Origin of the sequence: Pedobacter mendelii (genome assembly GCF_014635725.1) — a bacterium.
Taxonomy (GTDB): Bacteria; Bacteroidota; Bacteroidia; order Sphingobacteriales; family Sphingobacteriaceae; genus Pedobacter; species Pedobacter mendelii.
In genome coordinates, this window is record NZ_BMDJ01000012.1 from 23,586 (window position 1) to 49,932 (window position 26,347).

Annotated in this window: 15 protein-coding genes; 12 read left to right on the forward strand and 3 right to left on the reverse strand. The window is 35.7% G+C overall.

Going from position 1 to position 26,347, the window contains the following annotated elements:
* Positions 1–112: 112 nt before the first annotated feature.
* Positions 113–1,213 (reverse strand): DNA polymerase IV, encoded by a 1,101-nt coding sequence (dinB, locus tag IEV50_RS17325; RefSeq protein WP_188416769.1) that lies wholly within the window; start codon positions 1,211–1,213, stop codon positions 113–115.
* 303 nt (positions 1,214–1,516) lie between these two features.
* Positions 1,517–1,876, reverse strand: coding sequence for a response regulator (locus IEV50_RS17330; protein WP_188416771.1), 360 nt, complete (start codon positions 1,874–1,876; stop codon positions 1,517–1,519).
* Between the two features lie 448 nt (positions 1,877–2,324).
* On the opposite strand from IEV50_RS17330, the gene IEV50_RS17335 reads away from it, so the two are divergent.
* From IEV50_RS17335 to IEV50_RS17390, 12 genes are all read left to right on the forward strand, one after another.
* Entirely contained in the window at positions 2,325–3,350 is a 1,026-nt protein-coding gene (locus IEV50_RS17335; protein ID WP_188416773.1) for a LacI family DNA-binding transcriptional regulator, read from the forward strand.
* Between the two features lie 423 nt (positions 3,351–3,773).
* On the forward strand, positions 3,774–6,740 hold the full coding sequence (locus IEV50_RS17340) for a SusC/RagA family TonB-linked outer membrane protein (protein ID WP_188416775.1): 2,967 nt from the start codon (positions 3,774–3,776) through the stop codon (positions 6,738–6,740).
* A 13-nt stretch (positions 6,741–6,753) separates the two neighbouring features.
* Complete coding sequence (locus IEV50_RS17345) at positions 6,754–8,358, forward strand: RagB/SusD family nutrient uptake outer membrane protein (RefSeq protein ID WP_188416777.1); 1,605 nt, start codon at positions 6,754–6,756, stop codon at positions 8,356–8,358.
* Between the two features lie 17 nt (positions 8,359–8,375).
* Positions 8,376–9,410, forward strand: coding sequence for a SusE domain-containing protein (locus IEV50_RS17350; RefSeq protein ID WP_188416779.1), 1,035 nt, complete (start codon positions 8,376–8,378; stop codon positions 9,408–9,410).
* A 200-nt stretch (positions 9,411–9,610) separates the two neighbouring features.
* Positions 9,611–11,374: a glycoside hydrolase family 13 protein gene (locus tag IEV50_RS17355; protein ID WP_229746784.1), complete on the forward strand. Its 1,764-nt coding sequence runs from the start codon at positions 9,611–9,613 to the stop codon at positions 11,372–11,374.
* Positions 11,375–11,462: 88 nt separating this feature from the next.
* Positions 11,463–12,161: a beta-phosphoglucomutase gene (gene pgmB / locus IEV50_RS17360; protein ID WP_188416784.1), complete on the forward strand. Its 699-nt coding sequence runs from the start codon at positions 11,463–11,465 to the stop codon at positions 12,159–12,161.
* A 154-nt stretch (positions 12,162–12,315) separates the two neighbouring features.
* A complete protein-coding gene (locus tag IEV50_RS17365; protein ID WP_188416786.1) occupies positions 12,316–14,634 on the forward strand; it encodes a glycoside hydrolase family 65 protein in 2,319 nt (772 codons plus the stop codon).
* Between the two features lie 182 nt (positions 14,635–14,816).
* Positions 14,817–16,499 (forward strand): alpha-amylase family protein, encoded by a 1,683-nt coding sequence (locus IEV50_RS17370; protein ID WP_188416788.1) that lies wholly within the window; start codon positions 14,817–14,819, stop codon positions 16,497–16,499.
* A 121-nt stretch (positions 16,500–16,620) separates the two neighbouring features.
* A complete protein-coding gene (locus IEV50_RS17375) occupies positions 16,621–17,997 on the forward strand; it encodes an MFS transporter (protein ID WP_188416790.1) in 1,377 nt (458 codons plus the stop codon).
* A gap of 85 nt (positions 17,998–18,082) precedes the next feature.
* Complete coding sequence (locus IEV50_RS17380) at positions 18,083–19,969, forward strand: alpha-amylase family glycosyl hydrolase (RefSeq protein ID WP_188416791.1); 1,887 nt, start codon at positions 18,083–18,085, stop codon at positions 19,967–19,969.
* A 117-nt stretch (positions 19,970–20,086) separates the two neighbouring features.
* Positions 20,087–21,646, forward strand: coding sequence for a S10 family peptidase (locus IEV50_RS17385; RefSeq protein WP_188416793.1), 1,560 nt, complete (start codon positions 20,087–20,089; stop codon positions 21,644–21,646).
* Between the two features lie 186 nt (positions 21,647–21,832).
* Positions 21,833–22,795, forward strand: a complete 963-nt coding sequence (locus IEV50_RS17390) for an acetyl-CoA carboxylase carboxyltransferase subunit alpha (RefSeq protein WP_188416796.1) — start codon at positions 21,833–21,835, stop codon at positions 22,793–22,795.
* Positions 22,796–23,076: 281 nt separating this feature from the next.
* Here the strand turns inward: IEV50_RS17390 and IEV50_RS17395 are convergent, their stop codons facing one another.
* Positions 23,077–26,118, reverse strand: coding sequence for a glycosyltransferase family 117 protein (locus tag IEV50_RS17395; RefSeq protein ID WP_188416798.1), 3,042 nt, complete (start codon positions 26,116–26,118; stop codon positions 23,077–23,079).
* Positions 26,119–26,347: the final 229 nt, after the last annotated feature.

A 26,347-nucleotide genomic window follows, 5' to 3' on the forward strand; every position in this document is an offset into this window, starting at 1 on the left:
TAATTCTTAAATTAAGTTAAGAACTTTTAATCATTTAAACTATACTTAAATTTCAGTATATTCCTAAATAGACTATTAATAAGTTTTTTTTTGCAATAAAGTCATCCTGTATTTAAAATTCAAACTCCAATTGATTGTTATCTTCCTTTTCTAATGGCAAATCCTCATAAAACCTAGATAATGTAATGCCAAGTAACCTCACTTTCATTAAACCTATATCTGCTTCATTAAGCAGTTTAATGGCTTCACAGTAAATTATATCCGATTTATTTATTGGGTTTGAAAAGGAACGACTTCGGGTAATTTGTTTAAAATCCTCGAATTTAATTTTCAATGTAATGGTTTTACCTTTTAATTGATGTTTTTCTAAACGATTAGCCACTGTAACGCTAATTTGTTGCAATAAACTATGCATTACCGAATCTTCATCAGTATCTTCAGCAAAAGTATCTTCGGCACCGACGGATTTTGTTTCGCGATGCGATTGCACAGGACGATCATCAATTCCCCTAACAACTTTATAATAAAACTTTCCTGATTTTCCGAATTGGGCAAGGAGCTGATCTTCTGTTAACTTTTTTAAATCAGCCCCAGTATTAATCTGCATAGCTTTCATTCGGGCGGCAGTAACTTTACCAACACCGAAAAATTTTTCTACAGGGAGCTTTTCCATAAACCCTTTAATTTTTGATGGCCCGATAAAAGTTAAGCCATCGGGTTTATTCATATCAGATGCAATTTTTGCTACAAACTTATTAACCGAAACGCCTGCAGAAGCAGTAAGGTTTAATTCGTTTTTAATTGCATTTTTTATTGATTGGGCAATATCAATTGCAGAACCAATACCTAATTTATCTTCTGTAACATCCAGATAGGCTTCATCTAAAGAGAGTGGTTCGATAATATCTGTATATCTGCTAAAAATTTCTCTAATGCTTTTTGATGCAGATGTATATGCATCAAACCTTGGGTAAACGAAAATTGCCGTAGGGCAGAGTTGGTAGGCTTTACTGCATGACATCGCCGATCGAATTCCATATTGCCTGGCTTCGTAACTGGCTGTTGCCACAACGCCTCTGCTATCAGGTTTTCCGCCTACAACTAAAGGTTTGCCGCGGTATTCTGGAAAATCCCTTTGTTCTACAGATGCATAAAATGCATCCATATCAATATGAATTATCTTTCTTAAAACCGATGCACTTTGTTCAGACATTTAATCTTCTAAATTCCTAATTTTTATTTTCAAAATTTAAAAAGATTTTTTTCTTTACAAAGGAAAGGATGAAGCATTAAAGTAGTGAATATAAAACCTTGAATAAGGAACCATTTTGTGAACAGTTAAAGTCAAATAAAAACTAAATTGCTAGCTAATTTGTAGAATAGAGGAGGCTTTCTCATAAATCAATTTATCTTTGAATCTAGTCACGTTGAGCTTGTCGAAACGCCTAAATGGGCAATTTTGCAAGTCCTTCGACAGGCTTAGGATGACATTTCGTATTTTTGAGACAGGCCTTTATTAGTTTAATAAATGCGTAACCTTATTTAGCAGAGAATCCATTTCAAATGGTTTCTCCATAAAATCATTAGCTCCTGCATCAAGTGCAGATTGCTTGATATCACGGCTAGCAGAAATCATTAAAATTGGTATTTCTTTAAAAATAGGATCGTTTTTGAGCTGTTTGCAAATATCTCTGCTATCGTGACCGCTCATCCAAATATCAAGAAGAATTAAATCTGGTTTATTTTTAACTGCATCTATAACAGCACCTCCATCATATGTAAAATCAACTTCATAACCCATTACTTGCAATATCATTGTAACCGCGTCAACTATTCCTTCATCATCATCTGCAATAAGTATTCGTTTATTTTCCATCCATTTGTTACTATTACGAAGTTTACCGGTATAGCGCGGTATTGTATTATAATTATTTTTGTTTATTACTAATAGTTTAAATCAGTGTTTTGTTTTGTAAAAATAAATTATTTTTTTTCTTATCACCTAAAGTAAAACAGTGCATTCACTTATACATAAATTGATAGCATTCTAATAGTAATTATAGTAAGGGCCTGTTTAAAATTCATCTAATAATTTGTTTATGCTTCTTTTCGGCTTCAACATCGTTAAATATTTCGAGATAGGATAACTATCTCTGCAACGTTTCCCTTGTTTTGCTCAAAAAATAAGTGATAAACATTTTCAATATAAATTAAACAGGCTATAAGATGGGGACATTGATTTAAAAAATTATCACTGCATTTAGAATTTTAATATTTTATATTTACGGCATAGTTTTTCTAACAATTAGGTTTTAAAACCAAAAATGGATAGTATTAATATAAAGAAATTAGCTGAAGCCCTAAATTTATCTACTTCTACAATTTCCAGAGCCTTTAGAGATAACAGTGATATTAATGCCGCTACTAAAACACTTATTTTAGAAAAGGCAAAAGAATTAAACTATCAACCAAATCATTATGCAAGCAACTTACGCGAACAAAAGAGCAAAACAATAGCGGTAATTGTTCCGGAGTTGGCGAATAATTACTTCTCACAAGCTATTCATGGTATTGAAAGGGTTGCCCGTGAAAATGGCTATCATATTTTAATTTATGTAACAGATGATGATTATTCAAAAGAAGTGAACTTTATAAATCATTTGCATAATGGCCGTGCCGATGGAATTATTATGTCGGTTTCGGGTGAAGCTAATGATCATAATTACCTTAATAAATTTGGTGCAAATCGATTACCATTGGTTTTCTTTGATAGAGTTTATGAAGATATTGAAACACCAAGAATAATTACGAATGATTACAAAAGTAGTTTTTTAGCAACTGAGCATTTAATAGAACAAGGTTGTAAGCGCATTAGTTACCTGGTTGTTAATAAGAGCTTATCGATTGGTAAAACACGTATGCAGGGTTATATAGATGCCTTGGCTAAGCATAACTTACCCTTCGAAGAACAATTAATTGTTGATTGTAGTAACAGTTACGAAGAAAACAGTGTGATTATAAAAAACGCATTAACTCAATTAAAGCCAGATGGTTTTTTTGCATCGGTTGAACGTTTGGCATTTGCCACTTATTATGCCTGTTATAATCTGAATATTTCTATTCCTGAGGATTTAAAGATTATTAGTTTTTCAAGTTTAGAGATTGCGCCTTTACTTAATCCATCGTTAACTACAATTACACAGCCAGCAACGGAAATTGGTACTGAAGCAGCTAAAATGTTATTCAAAATTTTAGATGCTAACGGTCTCAAAAATCTACCATCAGAAGTGGTTTTAGAATCGAAAATAATCATGCGAAATTCAACCTCAAATTCGCCCGAAAAACCATAAAATTTCTCTTCTTTTTTGATGGTGATTTTCATCAAAAAAAGTCATCACTTAGTGTATTTTAGGCAGAATTTTGCAGAATCTTCGGGAACGTTCCCGAAAAATATTCCCGAATGCGCTGAAAATCTTCGGGAACGTTCCCGAAAAACAGTCTAAAAAGTACTTAGTGTAAAAATTACACCTTAAATTTAAATTTAACATTTTTATTTATCTGTTAATCAGTTATTTATGTTTATAATTCTTAAGAGATGTAAAAATTAAAATATAAAAAAGTGCCAATTTTTTCATTAAAAAATAAGTTCAATTGTTAACTGAAAATATATTTTTTAAATAAGTTTTGAAATATCATTATGTGCTGTAAATTAGGCCTATGTGTAAATCACTATAATATTTAACCAAATTTTTATACTTAAACGAGCTTCGAATATGAAAGTATTTTACCTGTTAAAGCAGGGGCTTTTGGTGCTGTTAGTTTTTTCAGCATTAATCGTAAAGGCACAAACCGGGTCTGTATCCGGTACGGTGCTTGATGAAACCGGCCAACCATTACCTGGTGCTTCCATTTTAGTAAAAGGAACAACCAGAAGTACATCTACAGATGGAAACGGTAACTTTAAATTGTCAGGATTAACAAATGGTTCCCTAACCTTATCTGCCAGTTTCATCGGTTATCAAACTTTAGAAAAATCAGTAAATGTAACTGCTAATGCAACAGCCAATTTCCAATTGGTGCCTGATGCACAAAAATTAAATGAAGTTGTGGTTATCGGTTACGGTACTGCAGAAAAGAAAAACCTAACAGGCTCGATTACAACAGTAAATTCAAAGGATTTCCAAAAAGGGGCTATTACAACGCCAGAACAATTAATCCAAGGTAAAATAGCTGGTGTAAATGTAATTTCAAATAGTGGTCAGCCTGGTGTAGGTAGTACAATTCGTATTCGTGGTGGTGCTTCGCTTAATGCTAGCAACGATCCATTGATTGTAATTGATGGAGTTCCTTTTAGCGGAAATACTATTGATAATGCGCCAAGCCCGTTATCATTAATTAACCCGAACGATATTGAAACGTTTACCGTTTTAAAGGATGCAAACGCAACAGCGATTTACGGTTCTAGGGCATCAAATGGGGTAATTTTAATTACAACCAAAAAAGGTGGTTCTGGTGCACCTGTAATTAACTTTAGCACCAACAATTCTATTGCAACCGTTATTAAAAAAGTTGATGTTTTATCTGCAGACCAGGTTCGTACTTATGTAAATGCAAATGGTAGTGCAAATCAAAAAGCATTATTAGGAACAGCAAGTACAGATTGGCAAGATGAAATTTACCAAAACGCATTTACAACGGATAATAATTTAAGCATTGCGGGTTCATTTAAAGGTGTTCCTTACCGCGTTTCTGCTGGTTATTTGGATCAGGATGGTTTATTGATTACTGATAAACTTAAACGTGGAACAGGGTCAATCACTTTATCGCCAAGATTATTTAAAGATCATTTAAAAATCGATTTAAATTTAAAAGGTACATTAACAGATTCGCATTTTGCAAACTCAGGCGCTATCAGCAATGCTATCCAATTTGATCCAACTCAACCAGTTAATGTTGCGAATAAATATGGCAACTATTATGAGTGGACTCAAGGAACGGGTGCTGATATGGTTCCAAATCCAAATGCACCACGTAATCCGGTTGGCTTAATTAGATTACAAGATAACAATGGTAATGCGGCTAGAAGTGTTGGTAATGCAAAATTTGATTATTCTTTCCACTTTTTACCAGAATTGCATGCCAATTTAAATGTTGGTTATGATGTATCTAAAGGTTATGGTGCTATTAGTGTGCCTACGTTTGCAGCGCAAAGTGACTCTACTCAAGGGTCGTTTTCTCGTGCCCTTAGAACAGGCAATGATAAATTTTCTGAATTTTATTTAAATTATGCACATAATGTAGAAAGTATCCGAAGCAGATTTGATGTAACTGCTGGTTACGGTTATTATGATAACTCTACAACTTTGTACAATTTTACCAATTATACAGGTACGGGTGTCGCTCTGGTAACTCCAGTTTTCCCTTTTTCGGTTGAACGTAATAAATTGCTTTCTTATTATGGAAGATTTGTATACACGTTAGCTGATAAATATATTTTATCTGGTACAATGCGTGCCGATGCTTCTTCAAAATTTGCTGAAAACAATCGCTGGGGTTATTTTCCTTCAGTTGGTTTTACATGGAAAATTATCGGCGAAAATTTCTTGAAGGATAGCAAAGTGGTATCAGACTTAAAACTAAGATTAAGTTATGGTGAAACCGGTAATAAAGATGGTATTGGTAACTACGATTACTTATCTAAATATTATGCTAATACTAATACTGGTCAATACCAAATTGGTAATACTTTCTATAACTATTATGCACCTGCGGGGTATGATCCAGATTTAAAATGGGAATCGACAACCACCTACAATGCTGGTTTAGATTACGGTTTTTTACAAGGAAGATTGTACGGTAGTGTAGATGTTTATTACAAAAAAACCAAAGACTTATTGAGTACGGTTACCATTCCAGTGGGAACAAACTTTAGCAACGTATTAACAACAAATGTTGGTAATATGGACGTAAGAGGTGCTGAGGCTAGTTTAAACTTTGTAGCAATCAAATCTGATAACATCACTTGGGATTTTGGAATTAATGCTGCCTACAATAGAAGAAAGGTAACTAACCTAACTTTGAACCCAAATTCTGGTTTTAAAATTGATGCTGGTGACATTACCGGTGGCACTGGTGTGCATTTAAAATACAACGCAGTTAACCAAATTCCAGGTTCATATTTTGTTTACAAACAAGTATATAACAGCGAAGGTAAACCACTTGAAGGTGTTTATGCAGATTTGAATGGAGACGGCGCAATTACACCGGATGATCAGTATTTTTATAAATCGCCTAATCCAGATTTCACTTTTGGTTTCAACACTTCCTTTAGTTATAAAAAATGGACAATCAATACTGTTTTAAGAGCTAATATTGGTAACTACATTTATGATAATGTTGCATCAAACTATGGCATTAAATCAAATATTTTAACTTCAGTAGGGGTATTGAACAATGCCAGTAGCGACTTATTAAATACAGGTTTTACAGGTACGCAATATTTAAGCGATTATTATATTAAAAATGCATCGTTTCTTAAGATGGATAATTTAGGGCTGGCATATAATGTTGGCAAATTATCTAAAAATGGAAATACAACGATGCGTATTTCAGCAAACTGCCAAAATGTTTTTGTCGTATCTAAGTACAAAGGGCTTGATCCTGAGTCAGTGACAGGTATTGATTACAATCTTTATCCTAGACCAAGAACATATACTTTAGGCTTAAACGTTGGTTTTTAATTAAAATATAGAAATGAAAAATTCATTTAAAACAATATTAACCTCAGCAGTTTTATTGCTGTCGTTAAACTCTTGTAAAAAAGAGTCATTAAACGTACTTCCAACTAATGATGTTACAGAAAGCGTAGTATATGCTACTCCTGCTGGATACAAACAAGAGTTGGTTAGGTTGTACGCCAATTATGCATTAACTAGTCCATCAGGATCTGATAACAGTGATGTAGGTGGTTTAAACGCAGGATTTGCAGATTTTTTAAGGTTATTTTGGACAAGTCAGGAATTAACTACTGATGAGGCAATTTGTAATTGGGGAGATACTGGTATTCCAGAATTAGATAATTCTACTTGGTCTACCGATAACCAATTTTTAAGAGGATTATACTCAAGAAGTATTTCTCAAATCACTTTGGTTAACGAATATCTACGTCAAAGTACTCCAGAACAATTGGCTAGTCGTAACATTACCGGTGCCGATGCAACCAATGTTCTACGTTACCGTGCCGAAGCTCGTTTTTTGCGTGCTTATCAATACTGGGTATTGTTAGATGCCTTTGGTAACCCACCTTTCATAACTGAAAATGATTTAATTGGGAAAGTAAATCCTAAACAAATTCAAAGAGCGGCATTATTTGCTTATGTAGAATCTGAATTGAAAGCAATTGAGCCAGATTTGGCAGATGCTCGTACAAACGATTATGGTCGTGCTGATAAAGGTGCAGATTGGGCATTATTAGCAAGATTATATTTAAATGCACAGGTTTATACTGGTACTGCAAAATATACTGAAGCCATTACTTACTCTAGTAAAGTAATTGCAGCAAGCTATATTTTAAAAACAAACTACAAAGATTTGTTCTTAGCCGATAACGACGTAAATAATACAGAGAATATTTTAACCATTAATTATGATGGTGTAAAAGGAACCAATTATGGTGGTACAACATTCTTAATCAATGCAGCTGTTTACACTGCAGCAGATGCTGCTGGTATGGTTTCTACTGCTTATGGTGTGCCTAACGGCGGATGGGCTGGTAATCGTACGCGTCAAAACCTTCCAGCTTTGTTTCCTGATGCTAACGGCACTTTAGATAAACGTGGAATTTTTGCAGGTTCAAAAGCTAATATTGATGCAATCGATGCACCAAATGATGGTTTAAAAGTAACCAAATTTAGAAATGTTACTTCTACAGGAACAACTCCTGCATCATTAAATGGAACATTTAGTTCACTAGATTTTGCATTATTTCGTTTAGCAGAACAATATTTAATCTATGGAGAAGCGGTGGCAAGAGGCGGTTCGGGCGGTAATGCTGCTCAGGCATTAACCTACGTTAATGCATTACGTTTTAGAGCTTATGGAAATACATCTGGAAATGTAACAGCCGCGGCTTTAACAACAGATTTCTATTTAGATGAACGTGGTAGAGAATTATATTGGGAAGGTCACCGTCGTACAGATTTAGTACGTTATGGCAAGTTTACCGGTTCTACTTATTTATGGCCATTTAAAGGTGGTGTAAAAGCTGGAACAAGCGTACCTGCTTATCGCAATCTTTATCCAATTCCAAATGCGGATTTAATTGCAAATCCAAATTTGGTTCAAAATACAGGTTATTAATTTCAACAAAATAAGATATGAAATCAATATTTTTAAAATCATTAGCATTAGGTTTGATTACCCTATCGCTTTGGTCTTGTAAAAAAGACGAAACTCAAATTGTATCTAATGTGGGTTCTGCTGGTAATTTAACAGCTTCGGCAACAACATTAAGTTTAGTTCAAGCAGACGCAGCAAAACCTGCTTTAACATTAACTTATCCACTCGCTACCTCAACAGGGTATGTAGTGCCTGTTGCAACAAGTTTGCAGTTTGATATGAAAGGAAACAATTTTGCTGCTGCTAGAGAATTTGTTGTTAGTAACACTACATATTCTCCAACAGTAAGCGACTTTAATACAATGTTGCTGGCTTTAGGAGCAAAGGTAGGGACGGCTGCGCAGATAGAAGTTAGACTAAAATCGGGAGCAGCAGCAAATGCAATGACTTTTTCTAATGTATTAACGCTAACCGCAACTCCTTATTTAGCATCTGCTTGGATTTATGTACCTGGTGCATATCAAGGTTGGAATCCATCAACAGCGGATAGTTTGGTATCGTTATCAAGTAATGGAATATATACAGGTATGATCGCATTCACACCTAACAATTTAGAATTTAAAATTACACCTGCAAAAAAATGGGATGTTGCATACGGTGATGCAGGTTCTGGAACTATAAGTTCAAGTGCTGGTGATAATCTAAAATCTCCTGAAGCTATTATTAAACAAGTTACTGTCGATTTAAAAAAGAATACTATTGTTTTTGGTATTCCGAATGAATGGTCTATGATAGGCGACGCTACACCAGGTGGTTGGAATGCTGATACTGATATGAAAGTAACAAACGATGGAAAAGCATTGGTATATACACTTAAAACCAATTTGACTGTTGGAGAATTTAAGTTTCGTTTCGGGCATGCCTGGGATATTAACTTAGGTGGCGGCGCAACCCTAGCCTTAGGTGGCGACAATATTAAGGTTACCACAGCTGGAACTTATACCATTACATTAACTTTAGTAAAATCTGGTGACAAAGTAACTGGTGGTTCATATACCATTGTTAAAAACTAATTATTATTATATATCGCCCTGAAGAACATCAGTTCTTCAGGGCGATTTACTTTTAGAGTTTCAGCATGATCAGTTCTCTGTCAATTAATGTACTTACAAGGTCTCAACTTTATGCTGGGATAAAAACATTTTTCATCTCTTTCCTTTTCCTTCTGTCTAGCATTAATCTATCTGCCCAAAAGTTAGAGCGTATCGAACCAATGTTCTGGTTCACTGGGATGCACAATCCAAAATTACAATTGCTTGTTCATGGTGAAAACATCGCTAAAAGTGCGGTCTCATTATCTTACCCAGGTGTAAAACTCGTTAAGGCAAGCAAAGTTGAAAACCCAAATTATTTATTTTTAGATTTAGAAATTTCTGTGAAAGCAAAACCGGGAACGTTCCCGATTAACTTCACTGCTAATGGAAAAAAAATATTTAGTTATGCATATGAATTAAAGAACCGTGATAAAAGCACTAACAGAATTCAAGGTGTAACCGCCAAAGATTTTATTTACCTTTTAATGCCCGACAGGTTTTCTAACGGTGATAAAAGTAATGACATTGTTCAGGGTTTAACTGAGACATCCTTAAATCGTGATAGTATGTACTATCGCCATGGTGGCGATATTCAGGGTGTAATCAATCATTTAGATTATCTGAAAGATTTAGGCGTAACTACCGTTTGGATGACTCCAGAAGTGGAGAACGATATGGCAAACGCCTCTTATCATGGTTATGCAGTAACTGATCATTACAAAATAGATCCTCGCTACGGAACAAACGAACTATATAAAAAATATGTAGAAACTGCTCATGCAAAAGGCATGAAGGTGATTAAAGATATTGTACACAACCATGTTGGTACCAACCATTGGTTTTACAAAGATTTACCAATGAAAAGCTGGTTAAATCAATGGCCAAAATTTACCCAAACCAGTTACAGAGATCAAACGGTGATGGATATACATGCGTCGGCGGCAGATCGTAAGCAAATGCTTGATGGTTGGTTTGTTTCATCAATGCCCGATTTAAATCAACGTAATCCATTCGTTCAAAACTATTTAACCCAAAACCACATCTGGTGGATTGAATATGCCGGAATTGATGGTTTGCGTTTAGATACGTACGGTTACAATGATCCTGTTTACATGGCAGATTGGGCACTGAAGGTACAGGCAGAGTTTCCCCGTCTTTCAGTTTTTGGGGAAACGTTAGTAACTGCAGTTCCAAATCAAGCATTCTTTACTGGTGGAAATACTGTAAATCGTGGTTTTGATACACACTTGCAAGGAATAACCGATGCTACATTGAAAGATGCAATTTACGAAGGTATTAATGGTAAAAATGGCTGGGTAGATGGTATTAATAGATTATACGCAACTTTGTCGCACGATTTTCTATATAAGAACCCAAATACGAATTGTATCTTTTTGGATAATCATGACATGAGCCGCTTCTATTCGATGGTTGGCGAAGATTTTGATAAATATAAAATGGGCATGTCCATTCTATTAACCATGCGTGGTATCCCCGAAATGTATTATGGAACAGAAATTTTAATGAAAAACTTTTCTAATCCTGATGGATTAATACGTTCAGATTTTCCTGGTGGATGGGATGGTGATAAAAAGGATAAGTTCATCGCCGATGGCAGAACAAATAAAGAAAACGAAGCATTTAACTTTGTTAAAACTTTAGCCAATTACCGTAAAAACAGTCCTGCTTTACAAACTGGCAAGCTAATGCAGTTTGTGCCTCAGGATGATCTCTATGTTTATTTCCGTTACAACGATTCGGCAAAAGGAACAGTTATGGTAATTGTAAACAATACCGATAAAGATAAAAACTTAAACACAGATAGATTTTCTGAACGTACCAGCGGAATAGCTGCCGCAAAAAATGTAATTTCAGGAGATAATTTATCATTCAAAGAGATTAAAGTATCTGCTAAAACAACTCTAGTTTTAGAGTTAAATTAAGATAAAGCTGAAAGACTAAATCAGAAAGCAATTATAAGCACTACATCCTGATACTTAATACCAACTACTTGATACTAAAATACACACTATGCAAGAAAATAAACATCCAGAACCCTCAACCTCTAACCTTAAACCTTCAGCCTCAACTAAGGCTTGTCTCTTTGATTTGGATGGTGTATTAGTAGATACCGCAGTTTACCATTACCAGGCCTGGAAACGTTTAGCGAATATGATGGGCTTCGATTTTACGGAAGAACAAAATGAGCAGTTGAAAGGCGTAAGTCGTGTAGAAAGCTTAAATAAAATTTTGGATTGGGGCGAGGTAGAAAAAACGGATGCAGAAAAGCAAGAATTAGCCACCTTGAAAAACAGTTGGTATGTAGATATGATTACCAAAATGACACCAGCAGAGGTTTTACCAGGAACGGTTGATTTCTTAGCAGCGATTCATCAGGCTGGTTATAAACTTGCTTTAGGTTCGGCAAGTAAAAATTCAGGCCTTATTTTAGAAAAAACAAATCTTGCACATTTTTTTGATGAAATAGTTGACGGAAATATGGTTACAAAATCAAAACCAGATCCTGAAGTATTTCTTAAGGGTGCTGAGCTTTTAGGTTTTCAGCCAGATGAATGTGTGGTTTTTGAAGATGCGGTTGCGGGTGTAGAAGCGGCAAAAAGAGGCGGAATGAAAGCCATCGGCATTGGTGAAAAAAGTATACTTACCGAAGCCGATTTGGTGGTAAGCGGATTAGATAAATTAACAGTTAAAGATTTAGAGGCGTTATAAAGGAGTAAAAAGTAGTTAGTATCAAGCTAAGTGCCATTTTAATTATGCCCAGCCTTGCTACCTGATACATGTACTACAACTGATCCAGAAATAGAATATACAATATGTTTAGGTCAAGTCTTGATACTTGATACTAATTACCTGATACTATATCATGAAGAATTACATTAAAGCAGATGAGTGGAACATTATTGAAGAAGGCTTTGATCCACATTTAAATAAAATTTCAGAAAGTATTTTCAGTTTGGGTAACGGCCGAATGGGGCAACGTGCCAATTTTGAAGAAACTTATACTGGAGAAACTTTACCTGGTAACTATGTTGCCGGTGTATATTATCCGGATAAAACCCGCGTGGGATGGTGGAAAAATGGCTATCCTGAATATTTTGCTAAAGTTTTAAACGCAGCAAATTGGGTGGGTATCGAAGTGAAAATTGATGATGAGGTTTTAGATTTAGCAACGGCTGATGTAAGCGATTTCAAAAGGGTATTGAATATGCATGCCGGTATTTTGGAACGTACTTTTACTGCAAAACTAAAAAGTGGTAAAATTGTAAAAGTTAAGGCAATTCGTTTTTGCAGCATCGCCGATGATGAAGTTGGTGTAATTAGTTATAGCATCACGCCTTTAAACTTCGGAGGTAAATTAACTTTAATGCCTTTTATTGATGGTGATGTTAAAAATCAGGATAGCAATTATGATGAAAAATTCTGGGATATGGTTGCTGATGAAATTACAGGAACAGAAGCTTACATCAAATTAAGAACCAAGAAAACTGAATTTGAGGTTTGTACAGGAAGCAATATTAAACTGTATAAAAATAACGAAAAGCTGAATATTAACCCTGAGGCTGTTCGTAAAGAGAAATTCGTTGGACAAACTTTCTCTTTGGACGTAAAAGCAAAAGAAGAAATCACCTTGATTAAAATTGTAGCTAATTTATCTTCAGAAAATTATCCTAAAGACGAACTTTTAAAAAAAACTAAATCAGTAATTGCTAAAACAACATCAAAAGGATTCGATGTTTTATTAAAAGAGCAAACTGAAGCCTGGGCAACCAAATGGGAAGAAAGCGATATCATCATTGAAGGCGATGTTTCTGCCCAACAGGCTATTCGTTTCAACATTTTTCAACTTTTCCAAACCTACACAGGTAAAGATGATAGGCTAAACATTGGTCCGAAAGGATTTACCGGCGAAAAATACGGCGGCTCTACTTACTGGGATACTGAAGCTTATTGTGTTCCTTTCTATTTGGCAACTGCACCACAGGAGGTAAGTAAAAATCTATTAATATATCGCTACAAACAATTAGGCAAAGCAATAGAAAACGCGGCAAAACTAGGATTTAAAGATGGTGCCGCATTGTACCCGATGGTAACCATGAATGGTGAAGAATGCCATAACGAATGGGAAATTACTTTCGAGGAAATTCATCGTAATGGAGCCATTGCCTTTGCGATTTACAACTATATCCGTTATACAGGGGATGAAAGTTATTTATCCGATTTCGGTTTAGAAGTATTAATCGGCATTGCCCGTTTCTGGAAACAACGTGTGAACTGGAGCAGCGATAAACAAAAATATGTAATGCTTGGTGTAACTGGTCCGAATGAGTACGAAAACAACGTAAACAACAACTGGTATACTAATTTATTGGCTACCTGGTGTATGAGATATGCCACCGAAGCTGCTGAAATTGTTCAAAATCAATCACCAGAAAAATCTGCGAGCTTATTAAAAAGCTTAAATTTTGATGCTAAAGAATTTGCAGATTGGGCAGATATCATCGAAAAAATGTACTATCCCGAAGATACTGAAACAGGAATTTTCTTGCAGCAAGATGGTTATCTAGATAAAGAACAAACCTTAGTTAAAGATTTGCCGGCAAGTGAGCGACCAATTAATCAAAAATGGAGTTGGGATAGAATTTTACGTTCTCCATTCATCAAACAGGCCGATGTTTTACAGGGATTGTATTTCTTCGAAGAGGATTACGATTTAGAAACCATCAGAAGAAACTTCGATTTTTATGAGCCACGTACCGTTCACGAAAGTTCTTTATCGCCTTGCGTACACAGTATTTTAGCGGCAAAATTAAATGATGAGGCTCGTGCTTACGAATTCTATTTGCGTACGGCCCGTTTAGATTTAGACGATTACAATAACGATACCGAAGATGGTTTGCACATCACGTCAATGGCTGGAACCTGGATGAGCGTTGTTGAAGGATTTGCGGGTATGCGTGTTCGAGATGGCAAATTACAATTCAATCCTTTCTTGCCAACACAATGGAAATCATTTTCGTTTACGATTGGTTTTAGAGGCGTAACCTTGAAAGTGACCATTACTGAAAATGGCATCAACATTAAAAATAATAATGATGTTGATGTAGAAGTTGCTATTAAAAATCAGTTTTATAAACTTAAAGGAAACGCTGAAATTGAAGTTAATAACGCGGAACTGGTATGAAAAAGGTAGAGGGTATAAAGGTTGAAGGTATAGGGTTAAGACCTATAGCAACAATAAACCGAAGTGTTTTTTCTGCATCCTGCTTATCCCACTTTGGAGGGATCAGATGGAGAAATTTGACCCTTTTCATTATCTTTTTACTTTTATCTTTATCATCATTCGCACAAAAAAAGAGTACAAGTATGAACGATAAACAAATCGTTATCTACCAATTATTACCCCGTTTATTCGGAAATAAAAACACAAGAAACATACCTTACGGAACCATTGAGCAAAATGGTTCGGGTAAGTTTAATGATATTACCGATCAAGCCTTAGATGGCATCAAAGAATTACATGTAAACTACGTTTGGTACACGGGCGCTATTGCTCACGCCAGTTTAACCGATTATTCTAGATATGGAATTAAGGTTGATGATGCGGATGTGGTTAAAGGCAGAGCAGGTTCACCCTATGCCATTCGTGATTATTATGATGTAAATCCGGACTTAGCAGTTGATGTTAAAAACAGGATGAAAGAATTTGAAGCTTTGGTAAAAAGAACACATGCTAAAGATTTAAAATTGATTATCGATTTCGTTCCAAACCATGTTGCAAGGAGTTATCATTCTTATGCCAAGCCGAAAAATGTGGTTGATTTTGGTTCTAAAGATGATATTAAAAAAGGTTTTAGTCCTGCGAATGATTTCTATTACATCCCTGGTCAAAAGTTTTTAGTTCCTCAACACGAACCTAAGCAAACGCCAATTTCCGGGTTACAAGATGGTCGGTTTGATGAATATCCTGCAAAGGCAACAGGAAATAATGCATTTGTTGCACAGCCAAAATATGATGATTGGTTTGAAACCATCAAACTTAACTACGGTATAGACTACTTAAATGGTGAAAAGAATTATTTCGATCCAATACCTCCGGTTTGGGTTAAAATGCGTGATATTTTAATTTTTTGGACAAAAAAAGGTATTGATGGTTTTCGTTGTGATATGGCCGAGATGGTGCCAATTGCTTTCTGGAACTGGGTTATTCCGCAAGTAAAACAAGTTAATCCAGATTTGATTTTTATTGGAGAAGCTTATAATCCGAAAGTTTATAAAAAATACTTGGATGAAGGAAAATTCGATTACCTATACGATAAAGTTGGGCTTTATGATGGTTTAAAGAAATTAATCAGAAATGAACCGAATGCAGATGTTTCCGTTATTCGCCAGGTTTGGCAAGCAGAAAGCGCAGGTTTTGGCAACCACATGTTGCGTTTTTTAGAAAATCATGACGAAGAGCGAATTGCATCAGCTGGCTTTGCGGGGAATGCCGAACTTGCCTTACCGGCAATGGTTGTTTCTGCAACATTAGGTTCGGGTCCGGTAATGCTTTATTTCGGGCAAGAAGTTGGAGAGCCTGGTAAGGGTGTGGAAGGTTTTGGTGATGATGATAATCGTACTACAATTTTTGATTATTGGGGTGTACCTAATCATCAAAAATGGATGAATAATGGGGCTTTCGATGGCAAAAAACTTAATGAAAACCAAAAGAAATTGAGGGCTTATTATCAGCAATTGTTAAAAGTAACCACACAAAGTGATGCGGTAATTCATGGTGATATATACGAGGTTCCTCAAGTAGGGAATATGAACAATCGTATGTATGCATTCATTCGCTATTCGGGTAAACAACGTTTATTGGTCGTTGTAAATTTCGACCGCTCTCAAAGTTTGGAAGCAAACATCGAAATTCCCGACCATGTTTTAAAAGTTAAATCTTCATCGCCAGTTACCGATTTGTTGACAGATAAAAAATTAAATATCCCGGCAGGTACAAATATTCCTGTAAAACTTGCACCGGTTTCGGCGCAAGTAATAGAATTTTAAACTAATGTTTCAACCGCAAAGCACACAAAGATTTTCGCAAAGGATACAAAGTATAGATAAATAGCTTTGCGGTCTCTGCGTTATAACTTTGTGACCTTTTCGGTTACCAAAACCAAATATAATGAGCTTAAAAACAGCATTTGAAAACCCAAAATTAACACTCGCACAAATTATTAATATGAGTGTCGGGTTTTTCGGAATCCAGTTCGGATGGGATTTGCAACGTGCCAACATGGGGCGTATTTACGAAAACCTTGGTGCCAATCCAGACCAAATACCCTTGCTGTTTTTGGCAGCTCCATTAACAGGATTGTTGGTTCAACCCATTATTGGCTATTTAAGCGATAGAACCTGGCATCCAAAATGGGGCAGAAGAAGGCCTTATTTCTTAGTGGGTGCTATTGTAAGTAGTATTGCCTTAATTTTTATGCCGCACAGTAGCGTACTTTGGATGGCTGCAGGATTACTATATATCTTAGATGTTTTCGGTAATATCGCAATGGAACCTTTCCGTGCTTTTGTTACTGATAAATTACCCGATAGCCAGGTAAACAGAGGGTTTATCATGCAAAGTATGATGATTGGTTTGGGTGGAAGCATAGCCTCATCTTTGCCATGGGTGATGAATAATGTATTTCATTTAACCAATACTGCAGCACAAGGCAGCATCCCTGAAAACGTGAAGTTTTCATTCTACATTGGTGCATTTTTCTTTTTAGCATCGGTATTATGGACTGTTTTTACTACGAAAGAATATCCACCTCAAGATGTTGATTTTAAAGAAAAAGTTATCGAAAGCAATAAAGGTTTTGGTGGTGGAGCACGTGAAATTTTACATGCGCTAAGAAACATGCCAAAACGAATGCAAATTGTTTCTTTGGTTCAGTTTTTCACCTGGCCAGGTTTATTTTTAATGTGGTTTTACTATACAACAGCAGTTGCGGTAAACGTTTTCGGTGGTAAAGATGCTGCAGACCCCATTTATGCGCAAGGTGCAGATTTCGGAAGTTTAACCTTGGCCTATTATAGCGTTATCACCTTCCTTTTCGCTTTGGTTTTGCCAAAAATTGCCGATGCTTTAGGTCGCAAAACGACGCATGCTTTGTGTTTAATTTACGGTGCAATTGGTTTGATAAGTGTGGCTTGGGTTCATGATAAAAATATGTTGTATTTGTGTATGACGGGTGTTGGTATTGCCTGGGCTAGTATTTTATCCATGCCTTATGCCATGCTAAGTGGCTCACTACCAAAAGATAAGATTGGTATTTACATGGGAATTTTTAATTTCTTTATTGTATTGCCAGAAATTATGGCTTCACTCGGTTTCGGTTGGTTGATGCGCAACGTATTAAATAATGATAGGTTATTAGCCGTTCAAATTGGCGGTGGATTGATGATTTTAGCGGCGATAATCTGCTTTGTATTTATCAAAGAACCAAAGAAAACGGATGAAGTATTAGCTGCTGAGCTAAGTATTGAAGAAAACAGATCGGTTTAATCAAATCTCTGCTTCGAAGCACTAATCTTGTCGGCAGGCAGGATTGGTGGTTCGCAGTGACCAAATCCCTAATAAATCTAACCAGATGAAAAAAATCATTTACCTATTACTGCTGGTAACAGTATTTAATACATCCTGCAAAAAAGCCTCTTCAGAAGGACCTGGGATTGATCCTCCAGTATTACCTACAACTGATTTGCCTGCGGGTGCAAAGGATGGTGTTGCTTTTATTAACGGGGGTAAATCTGCAATCGTAACCCTTTACGCACCTAATAAAACATCGGTTTCGCTTATTGGCGAATTTAATAACTGGTCAACTACCGCATCGGCTATGAAAAAAACAGCAGATGGAAATACGTGGTGGATTCAAATTGATAATTTAGATCCAAATACCGAATATGCTTATCAATTTTTGGTTGATGGTACTTTAAAAGTTGCAGATCCGTATTGCGAGAAAATTTTAGATCCTGCAAACGACAGTTTTATTTCTGCTGCAACTTACCCAAACTTAAAAGCTTATCCAATGGGTAAAACCACGGGTATCGTAAGTGTTATGCAGGCTAACCAGCCAATTTATGCCTGGAAGAATACTGGCTTTGTACGGCCAGAAAAAAATAATCTCGTAATTTATGAATTGCTTATTCGCGATTTTACTGCAGAGCATAACTATGTATCAACTTTAGCTAAATTGGATTACCTGGTAAACATGGGTGTTAATGCAATTGAACTAATGCCTGTAAACGAATTTGAAGGGAATTTGAGTTGGGGTTATAATCCATCATTCTATTTTGCTCCTGATAAATACTATGGAACAAAAACGGCCTTGCAAAATTTTATTGATGAATGTCATGGTAGGGGAATCGCGGTAATTATGGATATGGTTTTAAATCATTCCTTTGGCCAGTCGCCAATGGTACAATTGTATTTTGATGGCTCGAAACCAGCATCAAATAGCCCTTGGTTTAATGTTGATCCGAAACATCCTTTTAATGTTGGGTATGATTTTAATCATGAAAGTGCTGCAACCAAATACTTTGCAAAAAATGTGATGAAATTTTGGATGCAACAGTATAAAATTGATGGTTTCCGTTTTGATTTATCAAAAGGATTTACGCAAAAAGTATCAACAGATGATGCAGGATTTAGACTTTATGATGCAGGAAGAGTTGCGATATGGAAAGAATACAATAGCTTTATCAAAGGTGTTGATGCCAACAATTTTTATGTGATTTTAGAACATTTTGCAGAAGAATCAGAAGAGAAGGTTTTGGCTGATGATGGCATGATGCTTTGGAATAATTTAAATTATAACATGAACGAAGCTACAATGGGCTGGTTGGGGAGTTCCGATTTCTCCTATGGTTTTTTTGCAAAACATGGCTTCAGTAAATCGGATGGTTTAATTACGTATGGCGAAAGTCACGATGAAGAGCGTTTAAACTATAAGAATATTTCTTTCGGAAACATGTCAGGCACTTATCTTATTAAAGGGAATCTGCCAACTTCCTTAAAACGCGAAGAAATGGCTGCTGCTTTTCTTTTCAGCATTCCTGGACCAAAAATGGTTTGGCAATTTGGAGAATTGGGTTATGATATCAGTATAGATTTTAATGGTAGAACCGGAGAAAAACCTATTAAATGGGAATATTTTTCTGACTCAAATAGAAAGGCCTTGTACGACGCGTATGCTAAATTTATTAAGTTAAAAAAGAACAATACCATTTTTAATACCACCAACACAACTTATAATTTAACTGGGGGTGTGAAATATATTAAACTTACTGATGCCTCAAATACGGTAGTTGTGGTTGGGAATTTCGATGTGAATAACCAAACTGCAAATGTAGATTTTGGCGCATCAGGAAATTGGGTAGATGCCGTTGGTAATGCAATTAATCTTAATTCAAATACTTATTCGGCAACAATGGCGCCGGGCGAATACCATATATTTAGTAAAACTGTATTAAAATAGTTTGATGCAATAATTTATGTAGCCAATTAAGCTATCAATATAATAATGGTAACATTTCTAATGCGATTATTGATTAACAAACCTTTAGTTTGATATTTATAATCCAAAATAAATTACATGAAATTTAAACTTTTATTCAGCGCCTTATTTTTTATGGGGGCCGTTACTTTTGCACAACAAACCCCAAGAAAAACACCAGTTAAAGAAACAACTACAACATCTCAGGTAACCATTAAAGAAGAACCTAAACCAGCTGGAAATGAGCGCACAATTAAGGTAGAAAGTTCGGTTATTACCAACCACAATGTTACCATTAATGGTAAAGTCGTTCCCTATAAAGCAACTACAGGCACTTTACCCGTTTGGGATGAAGATGGAAAACCAATTGCAGGTCTGTTTTATACGTACTACGAAAGAAGTGATATCCAAAATCGAGATAAAAGACCGTTAGTAATTTCGTTTAATGGTGGTCCGGGTTCTGCTTCTGTTTGGATGCATATTGCTTACACAGGTCCTGTAATTTTAAATATTGATGATGAAGGTTACCCGGTTCAGCCGTATGGATATAAAGAAAATCCATATTCAATTTTAGATGTTGCTGATATCGTTTACATCGATCCGGTTAATACAGGTTATTCTAGACCAGTTAGTAAAGATATCCCAACAAATAAATTCTTCGGGGTAAAGGCCGATATTAAATATTTAGCCGAATGGATTAATACCTTCGTTACCAGAAATAATCGCTGGGCATCGCCTAAATTCTTAATCGGTGAAAGTTATGGAACAACACGTGTTTCGGGCCTGGCATTAGAACTGCAGAACAGCCAGTGGATGTATTTAAATGGTGTTGTTTTAGTTTCTCCAACAGAGCTTGGAATAGAAAGAAGTGGTCCGGTGGATGCTGCTTTGCGGTTACCTTATTTTGCGGCTACAGCTTGGTACCATAAAACTTTGCCGGCAGATTTACAATCGAAAGATTTAACGGCAATATTACCCGAAGTAGAAAGTTTTACTATAAATGAGGTTATCCCAGCCATTGCTCAGGGTGGCATGTTAAGCGCCGAAAAGAAAAAAGCAATTGCTACTAAAATGGCTCGCTATTCAGGCATCTCAGAGAAAGTATTTTTAGATTATAACTTAAATGTTCCAACAGATTTTTTCTGGAAAGAATTATTAAGAGATAAAGGTTTTACAGTTGGTCGCTTAGATTCACGCTATAAAGGAATCGATAAAATGGGTGCAGGCGAAACACCAGATTATAATGCTGAATTAACTTCATGGTTGCACTCGTTTACCCCGGCAATTAATATGTACATCAGAAATGAACTGAATTATAAAACTGATTTAAAATACAATATGTTCGGTTCTGTTTACCCTTGGGATAACTCTGGCGATAAAACAGGCGATAATTTAAGGCAGGCAATGGCGCAAAATCCTTATTTGCATTTACTAGTTCAATCTGGTTACTATGATGGTGCATGCGACTATTTCAATGCAAAATACAGCATGTGGCAATTAGATGCAGCAGGAAAACTTCAGGACAGGATGACCTGGGAAGGCTATAGAAGTGGGCATATGATGTATTTACGTAAGGATGATTTAAAAACGGCAAATAATCACATCAGAGAATTTATTAAAAAAGCATTGCCTAAAAATGGCGAAGCAGCTAAGTTCTAAACTTTATTTTTTGATATTACTGGCATTTAAAATTAAATTAATGCTGAAAATTTTTTGTTGGCCTTTTTAATTATTCGGCTTAAAAAGTATTTAGCATTATACTTTTCATGATAAATTGGATAGGATTTTTAACTAAAAACTGTTAACCGCAAACTAAAAATAAATACTTATTTTTGTAACCCAATTATGCAGCAAATAAAAACATCATTCGATTTTGAAAAACCTATTGCAGATTTAGTTCAGCAGATAGAAAAGGTTAAACAAGTTGCCGAAAAAACTAAGGTAGATATGTCTGCCACGCTAGATGAACTAGATGGTAAATTAAATGAAACCACAAATAACTTATATAAAAACTTAACGGGCTGGAATAAGGTTCAAATGAGCCGTCATCCAGACAGACCGCAAACACTTGATTATATAAGTATGATTTGCGATGATTTTATTGAGTTACATGGTGATAGAACGGTTAACGATGATAAAGCGATTATTGGTGGTTTCGCAACCATTAATGGCCAAACGGTAATGGTTATCGGTCATCAAAAAGGAAAAAATACGAAAGAGCGTCAATTTCGCAATTTTGGTATGGCAAACCCTGAAGGTTACCGTAAGGCTTTACGATTGATGCGTTTGGCCGAAAAATTTAATAAACCTGTAGTTTCATTTATTGATACAATGGGTGCTTACCCAGGTTTGGAAGCAGAAGAGCGTGGTCAAGGAGAGGCAATTGCCAGAAATTTACTGGAAATGTCAATTCTTCGGGTGCCAATTATATGCATTGTAGTAGGTGAGGGTGCTTCAGGTGGCGCTTTAGGTATTGGTATTGGCGATAAAGTTTATATGTTAGAACATACATGGTATTCAGTTATCTCTCCCGAATCTTGTTCATCAATTTTATGGAGAAGCTGGGACTTTAAAGAGAAGGCCGCAGAATGCTTAAAATTAACTTCTGATGATATGTTTGGGAATAAATTAATTGATGGAATTATACCAGAACCATTAGGTGGTGCTCATCAAAATCCTGAACTAATGGGTCAGACATTAAAAGATTATATTATCAAAGATTTAGCATCATTAGGTAAATTGAAAACAGATAAGATGATTGAACAGCGAATTGAAAAATTCTGTGCAATGGGTGTTGTTAACGAATAATTATATATCTAAAATATTTGAAATCCTGTTTGTTAACTCAAACGGGATTTTTTTTGCCTCGACTTTCGAAACTTTAGATGAGGGCGCAGAAGGCTTACTAAGTTTAGATATGATTGTGTGCTGGCCACAACTTCGCCATTCTATCGAGGACATCCTGCTTAGGGTGTAAAATAAACTTGCGAAGTCTTCCTTCGCTCTGGCCTTTTAGACTTTGAAAGTTTTTGGGCAGAAAAAAGCAGCTACAAATTAATGCAACTGCTTTTTTAAGAAATTTGTTTTATTTATGGCGTTGGTTGCTGCCCAAAGTAACCTGAAAATCTTGATTCCAATCCTGAGAATTGTTTTTCAAGTTGAGCGCTAACTTTTGTTTGTCCCATAGACTTAGCTGTTTTTATCATTCTGTCTAAATAGTATAAGCCTGTTTGTACGTTTTGAGTACCAGTTAAACTCCCCTTCGATGCAGAAATATCACCGAGGTAAGTAAGCTCTTTCTGTATGTAATCTCCAGATTTTGTTAAGATATCATTAGCTCTGGCGGTTTCTCCAAGTTTGTATAAGTTTTCTGCCATGTAATATTTAACAACTACGGTACGAATACCGAAGAATCTATCCGGCATAACTTCAAAATATTTATCGGCAACTTTTTTAGCTTCCTCAATTTTACCTTCCTTAATTAAACTGCCTGTAAGACTGCTTAATATATTGGTAAATATAAAAGTATCATCGGAGGATTGCGGATCTAAGTATTTTGCCGTTTTGATGTTGCCCCATTTAAATTTATCCATTATGTTTTTATACAAAACAGGTGTATTTAAAAGCTCTTCCCTTTCTTCAGAAGCAGTTGTATCCGCTTTCAGAGGTAATAAACGTAATGCTAATCCTTCATTGTATAAATACTTATCTAAACCATTATATTGCTCTGAGGGAACTGTAGAAGCAAAATAAATAGGACGCTTCCAGTTGTTATGCGCTAGAATATCCAACATGGCTAACGTTCCTTTAGTTACATAGCCTTTGTTAAACTTCCATTCCATTTCAGGTGTTATCTTAGCTGCATCAGCGGCAGCAACAGTTCCTGTGCTAATAACCTCCTGAGGATTAATGGTTAACTTAAAGTTTTTAGTTGGTAAGAAATTTGATTTTGTACCATCTTGCATGGCTACTTTATCATCTGCATTATCAGATAGTAATAAATCAACAACATTCTTAAGCTCAACGTTGCCTGCAATTTTGTAATCATCATAAGGCATTACATCACGTTCGCCCTGTACAAACTGCGACTCTTTCATCGAAATTGGTAATGGTTCTGAATCATTTTGTTTCTGCTTCATTCCGTTGATATACCAATCCGTATCAAATAAACTTAAGTTTACAATACGAACATCCGGACGAACTTTTTCTACTTCCTGAATGTACCAAAGTGGATAAGTATCGTTATCTCCATACGTAAATAAGATAGCATTAGGTGCGCAAGACTGGAGGTAATCCAGTGCAATATCATGAGCAACTAATTTCGTTGAACGATCGTGATCATCCCATCCCTGTTGAGCCATAATAACCGGCGCTGCAAATAAACCAATCACTGTTGCCGCAACCGCACCTGTAACTGGTGTGAGTTTTTTAAATAGCCATTCCTTTATGGCTAAAACCCCGAGTCCTATCCAAATGGAGAATGCGTAAAAGGAACCCACATAGGCGTAATCGCGCTCGCGTGGCTCAAGTGGTTTCTGATTTAGGTATAAAACAATTGCGATACCAGTAAAAAAGAATAATAGGCCAACAACACCAGCATCTTTCTGGTTACGGCCAAAGTGCCATATTGCACCCAATAAACCAATAATTAATGGTAAGAAGAAAAATCTGTTGTATGCTTTATTGTCAACAGTTGATGGTGGCAAATGACTTTGATCACCATGCCAGATGGCATCAATAGGTTTAATACCACTAAGTGATGTACCTTCAAATCCGCTGCCTTGTCCCTGCTCATCATTTTGGCGACCCACAAAATTCCATCCGAAATAACGCATGTACATATAACCAATTTGATAACTGAATAAGAAGCCGACGTTATCTACCGTGTTGGGTTTTTTACTGTCATCAAGATGCATCCATTCTTTATAAAAATCGGCATGTTTCTGATCATCACTGTACATACGTGGTAAAAATGTGTTATCAGCATATTCGTAATCATTTTTTTTACCTGCAATTTCATACTTCTTATCACCTTTTCTCCAGATTGTTTTTCCTTCAGTAACACCTGTTCTTTCTGAGTTATAATTCGGGCCGAATAATAATGGTCTGTCGCCATATTGCTCACGGTTAAGGTAGCTTAAAAATGAAAAAGCATCTTTAGGTGCGCTGTTATTTAGGTTCGGATCTGCCTTCGCCCTGATAATTATCATAGCAAATGATGCATAACCAAAAATGATTAATACAGTAGATATTAAACCTAAGTTTAATAATTTCTTTTGGTGTTTTATTGAATAACGGATTGCCCAAACAAAGGCACCTATAATTAAAATTGCGAAGAATAAAACGCCCGTTCCGAAGCCTAAACCTAAAGTATTAACAAAGAATAAATCGAAGTATGCGCCGAATGAAACTAAATACTGGATAATCCCGTACTGGATAACCCCAAGTATTAGTATACCAACTAAAAGTGTTTTAAATATACCTGAAGTTGTTGCCTTTCCTGTTTTTCTGAAATAGTATATAAATGCAATTGCAGGAATGGTTAATAAGTTTAAAAGGTGAATACCGATAGATAAGCCCATTATATAGGCAATGAACAATAACCATCTATCGGCTCTTGGTTCATCAGCTTGTGCTTCCCATTTTAAAATTCCCCAAAAAACAATTGCGGTAAATAATGATGATTGTGCATAAACCTCAGATTCTACAGCTGAAAACCAGAAGCTATCCGAAAATGCATAAGCCAGTGCACCAACAGCTCCAGCACCCATTATGCTTATTAATTGGCCGTTAGTTAACGTTTCGCCAGCTTTTACTAGTGTTTTTTTAGCTAAAGCTGTGATTGTCCAGAATAAAAATAGAATCGTCGCTGCGCTTGATAATGCAGAACCGATGTTCATCCAATAGGCAACTTTGGTTACATCTCCAAATGCAAATACAGAAAAAAATCTTTGCAGCATTAAAAATAAAGGTGCACCTGGTTGGTGAACGACTTGCATTTTAAGTGCCGAAGCGATAAATTCACCACAATCCCAAAAACTAACCGAAGGTTCTAAGGTTAAAACGTAAGTTATTGTGGCAATTAAAAAGCAGATCCAGCCTGTTATATTATTAACTTTTGAATAATTCATTGGTTTTTGATAATGATAATTAAATGTTATTGCGCTTAAAAATGCTGCCGAAATTAATTAATATAGTCGATAAATCAGGAAAATATCCCATTGTTTTTACAATTTTAACGGTTTAAGGTATTCTAGTGGTATTTAAAAAATGCCAGATTAAATTGTTAATATGCTTTAAAACCCGTAAAGTGATGCGATAAGTGCACTTTACGGGTTTTGATTAGGAATGCATTATAAA